A 14,709-nucleotide genomic window follows, 5' to 3' on the forward strand; every position below is an offset into this window, starting at 1 on the left:
CATTCCCTAATAAATATATTCGCTTTTATAAAAATAGTACCATGCGGCCCGACGCATAAAATATTAATCATGGCTCTTTACCAACATTAATATGCCGCCCGAGAATGAATAAGTACCACTTTTATTTACAAGCTCATTGGAAATGCAGAGAGTAGAACCCATCGGCAAGTATTGATCCTGAAGCGGATATTTGAACCCTTTTAGAGTCAGGCCGGTAACAGGTCCGTTAAATGGAAGGAATGAGACATAAGAGAACTCCGGCTCTTGTTGTATGATATGCGGTCCTGGTGCTGATAAGGCAATCTTATTCTGCCTGTCCCATATTTCAATGTTAATTCCGGCTTCGAGTCCATGAAGGAGCAATTGGATATTGGCCAATTCATGATCCAGGCGCCCGCCCGTAACACCCATTAGCAGGATCTGTTCCGGTTTTTGCTCCAGTGCCCAATCAAGGGCCAGCTCTAGATCGGTTTTATCCTTTTCACTGTCATACTCAAATGAAGGAAGGTTAAATGAAGCCATCCACTCACGCTCACTTCTGTTCACAGAATCGAAATCTCCAAATACACAGCCAGGTATGATTCCTTTTTTCAACAAGTAGAATACGCCGCGGTCAACACCCGCCCAGACTGCCTTTTCGCCGGCAAATAAAGAGAGGTCCGGCTGCCTTTCTTCCGGACCTCCTGCTAAAATGATAATTTTCATGCCGCGTTAACAACTCTTGGATCGGTCCTGTGCAGCAGCCGCGGTGCTGTTTTTGTCAAGAAAATAAAAGCTGCTGCAGTGATCAAAGCAACCGGGATCATGTATGAGGCATTATACACAATGGAGTACAGGACAGGGTTCATGCCTTTTGGGGCGTATGATGCAAAGAATATGACTCCTGATACAACATGGGAGGCCAAACGGAGCAGGCTTCCGAAGGCGATGCCTGCCACAATCGCTGAGATCCTCCTTTTAGATTGGCTTGCCGAACTGACTTTAAACACCCCGGCAAATCCAGCCAATAGGAACGCGAGAGGGTAATCCAGGATCAAACCAGCGGGATTGTATCCTGCAGTTCCATCAACCAGGATTTTAACCATCCCGACAATCAGACCAGTTAATACTCCGCCAGGGACCCCTCTGCGGAATGCCATTAAAAAGATTGGCAGCATCTCCAATGAAACTGAGCCTCCATTTGCCCAAAGCCCTTTAAATTGAACAAAACTAAGTATGATAGCCAACGCTGACATCATCGCCACTTCAGTCAAAAACATAATTTTTTTACTCAAATCAATCTCCTCCTAAACTCATTAAGAAAAGAAAAAAGCAACCGGCATGTGAATGACGGTTGCTTAGCGTTAACAACAGCGACTCCACATTCCTACGCAGGCATGATCCTGCTTCAGGTTCAAAGGGTCGGGAGTGTACTCCCCTCTCAGCCCCTGTATGGGACTCCCCCTGTGGTTACTTTTTTCAATTATTCTCTAATATATTATACACCACGAATGGTACGGATTGCACCCTTTATGTCTTTTTGCCCATAAATGGCTGATCCCGCTACAAGTACGGTAGCTCCAGCTTTCTCACAAAGACGGGCAGTCTCTGCATTCACGCCGCCGTCCACCTCAATTTCAACGTTCAAGCCTTGCTCCTTGATCCTCGCAGATAATACTTCAATCTTTGGAAGCACAGCGTGGATGAAGGATTGTCCACCAAAGCCTGGATTTACAGACATGATGAGTACAAGGTCTATATCAGCCAAAATATGCTGAATGGTTTCAACAGGAGTAGCAGGATTTAATACGACCCCTGCCTTTTTTCCCTGCTCTTTAATTAATTGAATGGTCCGATGAAGGTGCGGACATGCTTCAACATGAACAGTAATGATATCAGCACCTGCTTTTGCAAACTCCGGGATATACCGGTCAGGGTTTTCAATCATTAAATGGACATCAAATGTCAGTTCAGTGAGCGGCCTGATTGCTTTAACGACTAAAGGTCCCATCGTAATATTCGGCACAAAATGCCCATCCATCACATCGATATGGATATAATCAGCACCGTTTTCTTCCACTGCCTTAATTTCTTCACCGAGCTTTGAAAAGTCTGCGGAAAGAATGGAAGGCGCAACTTTTACCATGCTAGTACCTCCGTTTTTGATCCTTGATTTCCTGCAAAAATTCAAGATAATGCTCATAGCGGAACGATGGGATCTCTCCCTCTTCCACTGCTTTTTTTACTGCGCATTTCGGTTCAGAGCTGTGAGTGCAGCCGCGAAACTTGCATTGTGATACCCTCTGTTTCATCTCAGGGAAGTTGTAGGAGAGCTCTTCGGTTTCAATTTCTACAAAGTCCAAGGAGCTGAACCCAGGAGTGTCTGCGATCAAGCCCTCTTCAAAAGGAAGGAGTTCAACATGCCTCGTTGTATGTTTTCCGCGTCCAAGATGATCTGATATGTCATTCGTCTCCAGCATGAGTTCAGGCATCAGCGCATTCAAGAGAGACGACTTCCCTACCCCGGACTGTCCTGCGAAGACGCTCGTTTTTCCTTTAAATATCGGTTTGATGTCATCCATGCCGGCAAGCGACATCGCAGAGGTTGGAATGACCTCATAGCCGAGCTTCTTATAAGCAGCGATGTAATTTTCGATTTCCTTCTGATACTCTGCACTTTCAATCAAATCCATCTTCGTAATGCAGATCACCGGCTGAATGCCATTGTCTTCGATATGAACAAGAAAACGGTCCAGCAGCGAACTTGAAAATTCCGGCCGGACGGCAGAGAAAACGAGAATTGCCTGGTCAACATTTGAAATTGGCGGCCGGTTTAACTCGTTCTTTCTTTCCTTAACATCCATAATGTATCCGTCTGTCGGGTTGGAGGATTCAAATACGACCCAATCTCCGACCACAGGCGTAATTTTCTTTTTACGGAAATTGCCCCGGCCTCTGCATTGAAAGACTTTGTCATTGTATTGTACATAATAGAATCCTGCGACTGATTTAATAATTCTGCCTTCAGTCTTATTGTCCATTGTTCGCTCCTTTGAATTTACCTTCCTTCGCATCTTGATAATTAAATGTTTTTGATGCCTGCTCTTTCCCATTTAAATAAACGGTATAGGAAGCATCATGGTCCGGCGAGACGGTCAAAGGCACCATATACTCTTTCGTCTGGGAAATTTCTTCTTCTACGAAAACAGCATTTTCCTCTTTGGCATCGCTGTAAACAATTCTGACCTGGAATTGTTTATTCTCATCACCCTTTGAAACTTCAACCGTTATTTTATTATTAAATGTGATGTCTTCCTGATTATCAGGCTTTGGTTTGGGCTTCGGTTCTGGTTTCTTGCCCTTTGAAATAACGACATCAACCGTAGAACCTTTTTTGACATTCGTATAAGGTGAAGGTTTTTGCGAGATGACCTTTCCTTCTTCTACGGTATCAGAGTACTCTTTTGTAAAGTTGACTCTAAGCCCTTCCTGCGAGATGTATTTCTCAACATCTTCCCTCGAGGAATTTGACAAGTTCTCAAGCTGAATCGAAGGCGGGCCAGTACTGACACGAAGAATCACCTGTATTTCGCTCGGATTGACTTTTTCCCCTTTATCCGGGCTTTGTGAGACGACCTCACCCTCAGGAGTTTCCTCTGATTCCACCGGTATGGTCTCAATGTTCTTGCTATCGTAGCCTCTTTCGTTTAAGAGGTCTCGTGCAGCATCTTCACCCATTCCGGTAAGATCCAGCATGTCCACTTTCTTAAAGCCTTTAGAAACAAAAAGTGTAACCGTGCTGCCTTCTTTAACCATAGAATGGGGATCAGGATTCTGTTTTATAATTTTCCCCTGTTCCACATCTTCATCGAAGCGCTCTTTCCGCTCGACGTTAAAACCGAGCTTTGCGAGCCGTTCAAACCCGTATTCGTAATCTTTGTGGATAACATTGGGAACAGAAACATCTTTCACTTTAAACCATCCAGGCATGACCACAAAGGCAGCCGCTCCAGCACCTGCGAGCAAAAGCAGTAAAATCAGCAGTACAAGCCACCAACTTTTTTTCTTCTTTTTGGCCGGTGGTTCAGCGGTTTCTTTTAGATTTGAAGCTGGCTTTTCGACTGCTTTGTTCAAGGATACCGGAGGCATGATCCGTGTAGCATCTGCGGCATCATCAAAATTGCTCCACCGCTGCTCATGCAGACGGTGAGGAGAGAGCGCCGTATCCAGGTCGTCCATCATTTCAAGAGCACTGTCATACCGGTACACCGGATTTTTTGTCAGTGCTTTAAGAATAATATTTTCAACACTCTGCGGAATTTCCGGATTGATTTTCCTTGGCTCGGGAACTTCCTCCTGAAGATGCTTGAGGGCTACGGATACCGGTGATTCCCCTGTAAACGGAACCCTGCCTGTCAGCATTTCAAACAGCACAACACCTAGGGAATAGATGTCCGATTTTGCATTGGCCACTCCCCCTCGCGCCTGTTCCGGAGAGAAGTAATGGACCGATCCAAGCACTGAGTTCGTATGGGTAATCGTTGCGGATGTGATGGCGAGAGCGATCCCAAAGTCTGTTACTTTTGCCAATCCATGCTCATCAATTAAGATATTATGGGGCTTGATATCTCTGTGTATGATCCCATGCTCATGAGCTGCAACCATTCCTGAGGCAATCTGCCTGATAATCTGTATGGATTCTTCAACAGACAGGCGGCCGTGGTCCCTGATGTATTGTTTTAACGTTTTCCCTTTTACATACTCCATGACTATGAAGTACACGTTATTTTCCTCTCCCACATCAAATATGCTTACGATGTGAGGATGGGCGAGACTCGTTGCCGCTTCAGCCTCTCTTCTGAATCGTTTGATGAACTCCTCGTCGTCTGAAAACTCTGATCGAAGTATTTTAACCGCAACATCCCGGTCAAGGATTAAGTCCTTGGCACGGTATACGATTGCCATTCCGCCATCACCGATGACTTCAAGCAACTTATAGCGGCCGCTTATACGCTTGCCAATCATTTAACTTACTCCCTTTTCCGGTGTCTGGGGCGTATAATGGACGAGTCCAATCGTGATATTATCCTCTCCTCCGGCCTCATTTGCAAGGTTCACAAGTCGATCAGCTTTATCTTCCAACGAGAGGTTGTCATCATTCAGTATGTTTTCCATCGTTTCGCGGGTTACTTTGTTGGAGAGGCCGTCTGAACATAACAAAACGATATCTCCCTCGCCCCAGGAAATCGTTTGAATATCCACATCAATATGGTCATCCGTTCCAAGGGCCCGCAAAATCACATTCTTTCTAGGGTGATTTTCCGCTTCTGTTTCCGATAGCTGCCCTGACCGCACCAGCTCATTAACGAGGGTATGGTCTTCGGTCTTTTGAATCAGCTTTTTTTCAGAAAAATAATAAACGCGGCTGTCACCGATATGTAAAATCGTTAAATAGGAAGGTGTGCAAAGGGCTCCGACAAGCGTTGTCCCCATCCCGCTGCAGTCAATATTCTTATTTGCATACTGATGCAGATCCAAATTGGTCTGTGTTACGGTTTCTAAAAGCCACTCTTCAGCCTTTACAGGAGTCTCCGAAATTTCTTCTGAAGAAGCGTTCCAGGCTTCCTCAAATGACTGGATTGTTTTGGAACTGGCAACATCTCCGGCTTTATGTCCGCCCATGCCATCCGCAATAAGGGCAAGAAAGTGTTCACCTTTTGTGAACACTCCCCCGCTGTCTTCATTATGCTGACGAACTCTACCAGTATCTGTTTTAAAGGCATACTGCAATTTACGTCACCTCGTCTCTTCCTGACGCTCTTTCGCTCTTAACTGCCCGCAGGCTGCGTCAATATCATGTCCCTGCTCCCTGCGTAGGGTAGCATTGACACCCCGTTTTTTTAGCGTATCTAAAAATTTGAAGATCTGCTTCTTAGGTGTCCGGACATAATCACGTTCCGGTACATAGTTGACAGGAATCAGGTTTACATGGCATTTTACGTTTTTAATCAGATCTGCCAGTTCTTCAGCATGTTCAACCTGATCATTCACACCGCCGAAAAGACCATATTCGAAAGAAATCCGGCGCCCGGTCTTCTTGATGTAATAACGAATTGATTCCATCAGTTCTTCCATTGGATACATGCGGTTGACCGGCATGAGCCTGCTTCTGATTTCAGTATTCGGAGCATGAAGGGATACCGCAAAGTTGATCTGCATTCCTTCATCAGCAAATTTGTAGATGTAAGGCACGATTCCGCTTGTGGAAACCGTAATATGCCTTGCACCGATATTCAGACCTTTGTCGTGGTTTACTACTTTTAGGAACTTGATCAGTCCTTCGTAGTTATCGAAAGGTTCACCAATCCCCATGATGACAATTGAGCTAACTCTTTCTTCAGTGGCATCGAGCGCACGCTGCACTTGAAGCACTTGAGCTACAATCTCGCCGGCATGCAGATTTCTCTTTAACCCGCCGAGCGTTGACGCACAGAATGTACAGCCGAGACGGCAGCCTACCTGTGTTGTCACACATACGCTGTTTCCATATTCATGGCGCATCAGGACTGTTTCGATAGAATAACCGTCCTGGAGTTCAAACAAAAATTTTATCGTACCATCAGAAGATTCCTGACGGGCTAATTCTTTCATCGGCTGAATATGAAAGGTTTCTTGCATCTTATCGCGAAGCCCTTTAGGAAGGTTCGACATTTCTTCATAACTCGTAATTCTTTTTTCGTAAAGCCAATCATAAACCTGGGAAGCACGGAATTTAGGTTCTTTTATATCAGAAAGCCAATTTTCCAGATCTGTCAGCTCAAGCGAAAAAATAGAAGGCATAATTGCCGGGTTCTGCTGTTTTTCACTTAACGGTTTTAACATCGGGTTTCACCACCAGTTGTAGTCTTTTTCTTAAAGCATGCAAGGTAAAAACCATCACTGTTAAAATAATGAGGAAGAATCTGTACCTGTGCTTCACCAGGTTTAAGGTACGGCTGTAATGTTTCAGGAAGCCGTTCGTTAAAAGACTTGTCCCATTCAAAATCAGGATGATGCTTTAAGAAAGCATCTGCAATTTCATCATTTTCCTCTTTATCGACGGTACATGTACTGTAAAGTAAAGTACCGCCGGGTTTTAACAGTTCGGCCACTTTATCGAGGATCTGCATCTGAATCTCGGCTATGCGATGGATATCCTCTTCTTTTTTCGACCATTTGATGTCGGGCTTTTTTCGTATCACTCCGAAACCGCTGCACGGTGCATCTACCAGAATCCTGTCAAACGATGACACAGAAAACTTTTCGCCGGCCTTACGGCTGTCAAGAGCTTCCGTTTTGATATTGGTAAGGCCGAGGCGCTCCGCCTGCTCCTGTATCAATTTCACCTTATGAGGGTGAAGATCCAGGGCCGTTACCTCTCCCGTATTATTTAACAGTTCGGCAATATGGGTCGTTTTTCCTCCAGGAGCTGCACAGGCATCCAGGATTTTTTCGTTTGATGATGGATTAAGCGCCCTTGCAACGAGCATGGAGCTTTCGTCTTGTATTGTAACATATCCTTCCTTAAATGCAGAAGAATGTGAAAGGCTCCCTTTTTTTAATTTAATCGCATCGGGCGAAAGGCCGCCGTTGCTCCCCTCTATGCCTTCATCATGCAGCGATTGCAGCACTTTCTCCCTGCTGGATCTCATGCTGTTGACACGGCCCGTAACCGGGGCAGGCTCCATGTTGGCCGCGCACATCTTTTCAGCATTATCCAAGCCATACTGAGTGATCCATCGCTGGACCAGCCACTCTGGCATGCTGTATTGAAGAGCGAGCCTTTCCTCATCATGGGTCAATTCGGAAAGATCAGCCGTTCCTTCCCTCTGAATTCTTCTCAGCACGCCGTTTACCATGCCGGAGATCCCTTTATGCCCTCGTTTCTTAGCAATTTCCACCGCTTCATTAATGATGGCATGATCCGGAATCTTATCGAGATAGACCATTTGGTAGAGCGACATCCTCAGCAGGACAAGCACCCATTTTTCAAGCTTTTTCAACCCTTTTGCGACAAAAGGCTCCAGCAGATAATCAAGAGTGTTTTTCCGCTGGACAGTCCCGTATACAAGCTCTGTCAGCAATCCGACATCCTTTTGGCTAAGATTGGCCTTCTGTATGGACTGATTCAGCAAAAGATTGCTATAGGCCTGATTTTGTTCAATTTTCAATAAAACTTCAACTGCAGTATTTCTCACGTTTTGTTTCACAGTTCTTCACCCAGCTTTGTACCCGGTTCCAGTTTGGCTCCTTGCAAAAATTGTGAAGCTGCCATGCGTTTTTTTCCGGCCGGCTGCAGATCGGTGATCAATATTCCTGTAGAATCTCCGGTCTTCACCGTCAATCCCTCTTTGCTTGTTTCAAGAACAGTCCCAGGCACTGCATCCGATGGAACAGGCACCTTTTTCCCCCACCATATTTTTAACGTCTGGCCATTCAGTGTGGAAAATGCAACCGGCCAAGGATGAAGTCCTCTTATCTGGTTATAGATGGCTTCACCGCTCATTGTCCAGTCGATCTTCTCTTTTTCCCTAGAGATATTATAGGCATAGGTAACTTTATCATCATCTTGCTTTATCGGGGTCAATTTCCCCTCGATCAGGTCAGGTATTGTCTTGGATAAGAGTTCTGCTCCTGCAATGCTGAGTTTACTGAACATGCTGTCGACATGGTCTTCTTCACCTATTGGGACCACTACCTGTGTCAGAATGTCGCCGGCATCGAGCTTGTCTACCATGTACATGATCGTTACGCCCGTTTCTTTCTTGCCGTCAATGATACTCTGATGGATCGGCGCTCCGCCTCGGTATTCCGGCAGTAGTGAAGCATGAACATTAATACAGCCATATTCCGGTGCTTCTAATATTTCTGAAGGCAAGATTTGTCCGTATGCCGCAGTTACGATCAGATCCGGCTGTAGATCTAAAATTTCCTGAAACTCATTCTTTAGTTTTACAGGCTGCAAGACAGGAATGCCGTGCAATTCGGCTTCTGCTTTCACCGGCGTTGGCTTAATTTCCTTTTTCCTCCCTTGCGGCTTGTCCGGCTGCGTGACGACGGCTGTGACTTCATAGCCGTCGTTAACGAGTCTGCGCAGTACTGGCACAGAAAAATCAGGCGTTCCCATAAATACTATTTTCATTTGTAACTCCTACCTTTCAAACTCTCCCGTTTCATAATACGAACTGACCTTAGAGGTAAATAGAATTCCGTTCAGATGGTCGATCTCATGCTGAAGGGCGCGGGCAAGAAAGTCTTCTGCAGTAATCGTGAACGTTCTTCCATGTCTGTCCTGCGCAGTCACACTGACTTTTTGAGCGCGTTTAACATCTCCAAATATACCTGGGAAGCTAAGGCACCCTTCTGGACCGTCCTGTTCGCCTTCCATTTTTTCAATGACCGGGTTGACCAGTTCAATTTTACCTGTTTCATCTCCGACATCAACTACAGCAATCTGTTTGCCGATTCCAATCTGAGGAGCGGCGAGACCTACTCCTTCCGCTTCATACATCGTTTCAAACATATCATCGATCAGCTGGCTCAGCTTCTGGTTGAATTCTGTCACTTTTTCACATTTCTTTTCTAAAATTTTATCAGGATAACATACAATCTCCCTAACTCCCATCCTCATTCTCTCCCATCTATAGGCTTACATAATATTTTGCGCATTCATATCGACTGAAATCTGCAGGCCGTTCCCATCCATTTCATGCTGAAAATGCTGCAATAGCTCTGAGATCAAGTCACTCAGCCGAGGTTCATTTTTGTATTTTATCATTACCTGATATCGATATCTATCTTTAATACGGGCGATCGGCGAGACGACCGGACCCAGGATGATTGTTCCCGGAGACACTTTCTGCTGAAGATAGGATGCCGATTTTTCACTGGCATCTACAGCCTTCAATAGCTCAGTGTGCGAAAACGAAATGAGCGTCAAATAGTAATACGGAGGATATTTGTGCTCCCGTCTGATCTGCATTTCCGTTTCATAGAACGAATGATAATCATGTCCTGATGCCAGATCGATGCTGTAATGGCCGACGGTGTAGGTCTGTACGACCACTTCTCCCGAAAGCTCGTGCCGCCCTGCTCTTCCGCTGACCTGAGTGAGGAGCTGAAAGGTTTTTTCAGAGGCCCTGAAATCGGGAAGGTGCAGCATCGTGTCCGCAGCGAGCACCCCCACCAGAGTCACTTTTGGAAAATCAAGCCCCTTAGCGATCATCTGCGTGCCGAGCAATATGTCTGCTTTTCCTTCACCAAACTGATTTAGGAGCTTTTCATGGCTCCCTTTTCGCCCGGTGGTATCCACATCCATCCTGATCACTCTTGCGTGAGGCAGCAGCTTGGCGAGCTCCTCCTCCACCTTTTGTGTCCCTGTGCCAAAAAAACGGATATACTGGCTTTCACACATGGGACATTGGGAAGGCATCGGTTCCTGATGGCCGCAATAATGGCATTTAAGCAGATGCTGTTTTTTATGGTACGTAAGAGAAATATCACAATGCGGGCATTCTCCGACATATCCGCAGTCTCTGCAAAGAATAAACGATGAGTAGCCTCTGCGGTTGAGAAACAATACAGATTGTTCTCCGCGTTTTAGGCGGTCATTGATTTTATCAAATAACTCGCGGGAAAACATCGAGCGGTTTCCTGCCCTGAGCTCTTCCCTCATATCCACTACCGAAACAGAGGGAAGCTCCCGCTTGTTCACTCTGTCGCTTAACTCACAGAGCGTGTAGACCCCTTTTTGAGCTCTGGCATAAGATTCAAGTGACGGTGTTGCGCTTCCTAGAATTACCGGACACTGATGATGCTCTCCCCGCTGGACAGCAACATCCCGCGCATGATAACGGGGATTTTCCTCTTGCTTATAGCTTGATTCATGCTCTTCATCGATGATGATCAGGCCCAGATTTTCAAACGGAGCGAAAACTGCCGACCGGGCACCTACCACAACAGATACCTCTTTACGCTGAATTTTTCGCCATTCATCATATTTTTCTCCGGCGGACAGTCCACTATGCAAAACAGCAACCCTTGAACCGAACCGCCCTTTAAAACGGTTTACCATCTGCGGTGTCAGAGAGATCTCAGGCACTAATACAATGGCTTCCTGCCCCAATTGAATTGCCTTGTCAATACTCTGCAGATAGATTTCTGTTTTACCGCTTCCTGTAACGCCATGAAGCAGAATAGTTTCATGCCTCTTCTCCTCGAGAGCAGCCAAAACAGGCTGAATGCTTTGTTCCTGCTGAGAGGTTAAGAGCAGGGGCTGCGTTCTTTTAAATTCACGGCCACCATACGGATCACGGTAGATCTCCTTCTCCGCTATCTCTATAAAACCTTTGCTCTCCAAGGCTTGGACTGTGGACCTTGTCGTGTCGAACATCTCTAGAAGATCTTTTAATACTACAGGGCTTTCAGACTCATGAAGAAATGATAGAATCTCTTTTTGCTTAACCGCTTGTTTGGAAAGTGATTCGATATGCTGCAGTCTCTCCTCTTCTGTTCCCCGTCTCTGCACGATCTTTATTTTTTTCTTCGTTATTTTGTCTGACATCCTGTAGATCACTTCCAGGGAATTCTTTTGAACAAGTTTTTGGAAGAGGGCAAGCGGTGTCGGTGAAATTTTCAGCAGATCTTCCATCGGGATGTATTCCCGGTGTTTAAACCACTCTCTAGCTTCGTCCGGCAAGTCAGCGAGGCCGACTCCGTCAACCAGCCTGAATTCCTTGTGGTAGGTAGCTTTTAAAGCAGCTGGAATCATAGCCTGATAAGCTGTGATTAAGAAACAGAGTGTCTGATCCGATACCCACTTGCCGAGTTTCAGGAGTTCTTCAGTCAATACTGGGACCGGATCCAGAAGTTCAATGATCTTCTTTAATTTTTGAACAGAAGTTTCCTCGCCAAGCTCGATGACAAAGCCTTGCAGTTTTCTTGGTCCAAAAGGCACGGCTATCCTCATACCGGGTTTAACTGTATCTTTCAGTTCTTCAGGCACAAGGTAATCGAAGGTGCGGTTTACATTGCTGGCCGGCACATCCACGATAACTTTTGCGATCATAGAGGCATCAGTTCCATAGCCTGCGCCAAAACTTCCTGAGCCACTTTATCTTTTGACAGCAGCGGATATTCCTTTACAGAACCGTCCTTTTTATAAATGACCACACGGTTTGTATCAACACTGAAGCCGGCCCCTTCTTGAGCGACGTTATTGGCAACGATCATATCCAGGTTTTTGCGTTTCAGTTTGTCGAGCGCATAACCCTCAAGGTTTCCGGTTTCTGCGGCAAATCCCACGAGGACTTGTCTCTCTTTTTTCTCTCCGAGTACTGACAGAATATCGGTCGTTTTCTCCATTTCCACCGACCAGCTCTCATTCTTTTTCTTAACTTTTTCACCATATTTAATCCGGGGAGTATAGTCTGCAACAGCCGCCGACTTAATAACGAGATCCATTTCAGGGTACTCTTTCATAACCGCATGAAACATTTCATCGGTGGATTCTACCGATATGAACTTGACGCCTGCAGGTTTATCAAGAGCTGTTGGTCCGCTGACCAAGGTGACTGAAGCTCCCATTCCTGCTGCCGCCCTTGCAATGGCATAACCCATTTTCCCGGATGAATAATTCGTGAAGTAACGCACAGGGTCCACCTGTTCTCTCGTTGGTCCCGCTGTAATCAAGACCTTTTTCCCTTCAAGAGGCAAATCCATCTGCCCGGCAGAGAAATCCTTAATACAGGCAATAATTTCTTCTGGCTCAGCAAGTCTCCCTTTTCCGATATATCCGCATGCGAGCAGCCCTTCCCCTGGTTCCACGAACCGGTATCCGTAGTCTGCCAGCTTTTGCATGTTTGCCTGAACAGCAGGATGCTGATACATGTTGACATTCATTGCAGGCGCAATCATTATCGGTGCCGTAGTGGCCAGCAAAGTTGTTGTAATCATGTCATCAGCTATCCCGTTTGCCAGTTTGCCAATGCAGTTAGCGGTAGCCGGTGCCACGACAGCAAGGTCTGCCCAATCCGCAAGGTCAATATGGGCAACAACTTTTGGATTCCGTTCTTCGAATGTATCGGTGTAGACTTCGTTCCGGGATAAGGTTTGCAGTGTCAACGGAGTAATAAACTTCTGTGATGACTCTGACATCATTACCTTTACCTCAAACCCCAGCTGATACAGCTGGCTTGCGATCGTTGCTGCCTTATATGCCGCAATCCCTCCAGTTACACAAAGCAAAATCTTTTTCATTGAATGATCCAATGAAATCTCCCCCCTGCCTATCTGTTTACATAATATAATTATGATTAACAGATGTAATATTCCGAAAAAATTGAAAAAAATAACAACCTATAATCATAGGTTGTTATTGATCATCATTCAGTGTCAGACTTTTTTGGCGTTAAATATCCCGCATAAATCTCTTCCAAAGCTTTTCCGACAAATTTGTGGGAAACCGGGTTTTCAACGATTCCGTTATTGCTTCTCTGAATCTCTCTTGCTCTTTTTGAAGAGAGGGTCACCAGTGAATATTTTGAATCTATTTTGTCCATAAGGGCATCAATTGAAGGATACAGCATGCTTATTCATCTCCCAGTAATTTTTTATAACGATTGGTTACACGGTCCACCTTGCAGTGTTCAGAGGTGATAATAGACTGGATCCTGCTGCAGGCATGGCTTATCTCATCATTTACGACGGAATAATCATAGTGCTGCATCATTTCTATTTCTTCCCTGGCTACTGTCATGCGGTTATTGATCAAGTCTTCCGTTTCAGTTCCTCTTCCGACAATGCGGCTTCGCAGTTCTTCAAGACTAGGCGGGGTCAGAAAAATAAAAACGCCTTCTGGAAAGGTCTTTCGTACCTGAAGCGCTCCCTGAACCTCAATTTCTAAAATAACGTCGCGGCCTTCATCCAGTGTCTGATTGACATACTCAATCGGTGTGCCATAGAAGTTGCCAACGTATTCTGCCCATTCGAGCAGTTCGTTATTTTCAATCATGTTTTGAAATTCTTCTTTAGACTTGAAAAAATAATCTACCCCATGAACCTCTCCAACCCGAGGATTTCGGGTGGTCGCTGAAACTGAATATTGAATGTCCAGCTTTTGTGCTCTCAGCGCTTTGCATACAGTACCTTTTCCGACACCTGATGGGCCGGAGAGCACAAATAAAATGCCCCGTTCTCTATCCATACTTACCTCCACTTAACTTTCTTCCGCTCCCTCTTCAATTGAGAGAAGCCGCTGTGCCACGGTTTCAGGCTGAACAGCAGAGAGTACAACGTGATCACTGTCCGTAATGATGACCGCCCTCGTCCGTCTGCCGTATGTGGCATCAATAAGCATATTTCCGTCTCTTGCCATAGTTATTAAGCGTTTGATCGGCGCTGATTCCGGACTTACGACGGAAATGATTCGGTGTGCTGCTACAATGTTTCCATAACCAATATTGATTAGCTTCATGTATATAACCGCTCCTAACGTTGGTAGTTCTATTCTAGCCAGAACGAGCAAGATCATAATCATTATGTAGAAATTAATTCGATGTATGGATATGTCCGTACCCAGCACATTTATATCATTTTAACATATTCCTCCGTTATTCTAAACAATTTTAACAGTCTGTACAACCCTGAACAATAAAAAGGATAGAAACCTATGAAGATTTGTTTCTATCCCCC

General features: G+C 45.4%; 15 protein-coding genes and 1 riboswitch. All 15 genes read right to left on the bottom strand.

Going from position 1 to position 14,709, the window contains the following annotated elements:
• Window positions 1–63: 63 nt before the first annotated feature.
• Window positions 64–705: a thiamine diphosphokinase gene (locus P4361_RS14160; protein WP_053354534.1), complete on the bottom strand. Its 642-nt coding sequence runs from the start codon at window positions 703–705 to the stop codon at window positions 64–66.
• On the bottom strand, window positions 702–1,274 hold the full coding sequence (gene thiT, locus P4361_RS14165; RefSeq protein ID WP_231689120.1) for an energy-coupled thiamine transporter ThiT: 573 nt from the start codon (window positions 1,272–1,274) through the stop codon (window positions 702–704). The genes P4361_RS14160 and thiT overlap by 4 nt, the downstream gene beginning before the upstream one ends.
• A gap of 72 nt (window positions 1,275–1,346) precedes the next feature.
• Window positions 1,347–1,454: riboswitch (TPP riboswitch) on the bottom strand.
• A 23-nt stretch (window positions 1,455–1,477) separates the two neighbouring features.
• Window positions 1,478–2,125 carry a ribulose-phosphate 3-epimerase gene (rpe, locus tag P4361_RS14170; RefSeq protein WP_053354535.1) on the bottom strand — a complete coding sequence of 216 codons (648 nt, stop codon included), beginning with the start codon at window positions 2,123–2,125 and terminating at the stop codon, window positions 1,478–1,480.
• A gap of 1 nt (window position 2,126) precedes the next feature.
• Entirely contained in the window at window positions 2,127–3,020 is an 894-nt protein-coding gene (gene rsgA, locus P4361_RS14175; RefSeq protein WP_053354536.1) for a ribosome small subunit-dependent GTPase A, read from the bottom strand.
• Window positions 3,010–5,004, bottom strand: a complete 1,995-nt coding sequence (gene pknB / locus P4361_RS14180) for a Stk1 family PASTA domain-containing Ser/Thr kinase (protein WP_328089805.1) — start codon at window positions 5,002–5,004, stop codon at window positions 3,010–3,012. Before pknB ends, rsgA begins: the two co-directional genes overlap by 11 nt.
• Window positions 5,005–5,769, bottom strand: a complete 765-nt coding sequence (locus P4361_RS14185) for a Stp1/IreP family PP2C-type Ser/Thr phosphatase (protein WP_053354538.1) — start codon at window positions 5,767–5,769, stop codon at window positions 5,005–5,007. It abuts the gene before it with no gap.
• Window positions 5,770–5,775: 6 nt separating this feature from the next.
• Entirely contained in the window at window positions 5,776–6,861 is a 1,086-nt protein-coding gene (gene rlmN / locus P4361_RS14190; protein ID WP_053354539.1) for a 23S rRNA (adenine(2503)-C(2))-methyltransferase RlmN, read from the bottom strand.
• On the bottom strand, window positions 6,855–8,228 hold the full coding sequence (rsmB, locus tag P4361_RS14195) for a 16S rRNA (cytosine(967)-C(5))-methyltransferase RsmB (protein WP_328089806.1): 1,374 nt from the start codon (window positions 8,226–8,228) through the stop codon (window positions 6,855–6,857). The genes rlmN and rsmB overlap by 7 nt, the downstream gene beginning before the upstream one ends.
• Window positions 8,225–9,160, bottom strand: a complete 936-nt coding sequence (gene fmt / locus P4361_RS14200; protein ID WP_328089807.1) for a methionyl-tRNA formyltransferase — start codon at window positions 9,158–9,160, stop codon at window positions 8,225–8,227. Before fmt ends, rsmB begins: the two co-directional genes overlap by 4 nt.
• A gap of 9 nt (window positions 9,161–9,169) precedes the next feature.
• The gene (gene def / locus P4361_RS14205; RefSeq protein ID WP_256225728.1) at window positions 9,170–9,643 is read right to left on the bottom strand and encodes a peptide deformylase; all 474 of its coding nucleotides are present in this window, start codon (window positions 9,641–9,643) and stop codon (window positions 9,170–9,172) included.
• 24 nt (window positions 9,644–9,667) lie between these two features.
• Window positions 9,668–12,085, bottom strand: a complete 2,418-nt coding sequence (priA, locus tag P4361_RS14210; RefSeq protein WP_328089809.1) for a primosomal protein N' — start codon at window positions 12,083–12,085, stop codon at window positions 9,668–9,670.
• Window positions 12,082–13,275, bottom strand: coding sequence for a bifunctional phosphopantothenoylcysteine decarboxylase/phosphopantothenate--cysteine ligase CoaBC (gene coaBC, locus P4361_RS14215; RefSeq protein ID WP_328090025.1), 1,194 nt, complete (start codon window positions 13,273–13,275; stop codon window positions 12,082–12,084). The genes priA and coaBC overlap by 4 nt, the downstream gene beginning before the upstream one ends.
• Window positions 13,276–13,400: 125 nt before the next feature.
• The gene (rpoZ, locus tag P4361_RS14220; RefSeq protein WP_053354544.1) at window positions 13,401–13,604 is read right to left on the bottom strand and encodes a DNA-directed RNA polymerase subunit omega; all 204 of its coding nucleotides are present in this window, start codon (window positions 13,602–13,604) and stop codon (window positions 13,401–13,403) included.
• 2 nt (window positions 13,605–13,606) lie between these two features.
• A complete protein-coding gene (gene gmk, locus P4361_RS14225) occupies window positions 13,607–14,221 on the bottom strand; it encodes a guanylate kinase (protein ID WP_053354545.1) in 615 nt (204 codons plus the stop codon).
• 12 nt (window positions 14,222–14,233) lie between these two features.
• On the bottom strand, window positions 14,234–14,497 hold the full coding sequence (gene remA / locus P4361_RS14230; protein ID WP_053358281.1) for an extracellular matrix/biofilm regulator RemA: 264 nt from the start codon (window positions 14,495–14,497) through the stop codon (window positions 14,234–14,236).
• Window positions 14,498–14,709: the final 212 nt, after the last annotated feature.

The organism is Fictibacillus sp. B-59209, from assembly GCF_036216745.1.
Classification (GTDB): Bacteria; Bacillota; Bacilli; order Bacillales; family Fictibacillaceae; genus Fictibacillus_C; species Fictibacillus_C marinisediminis.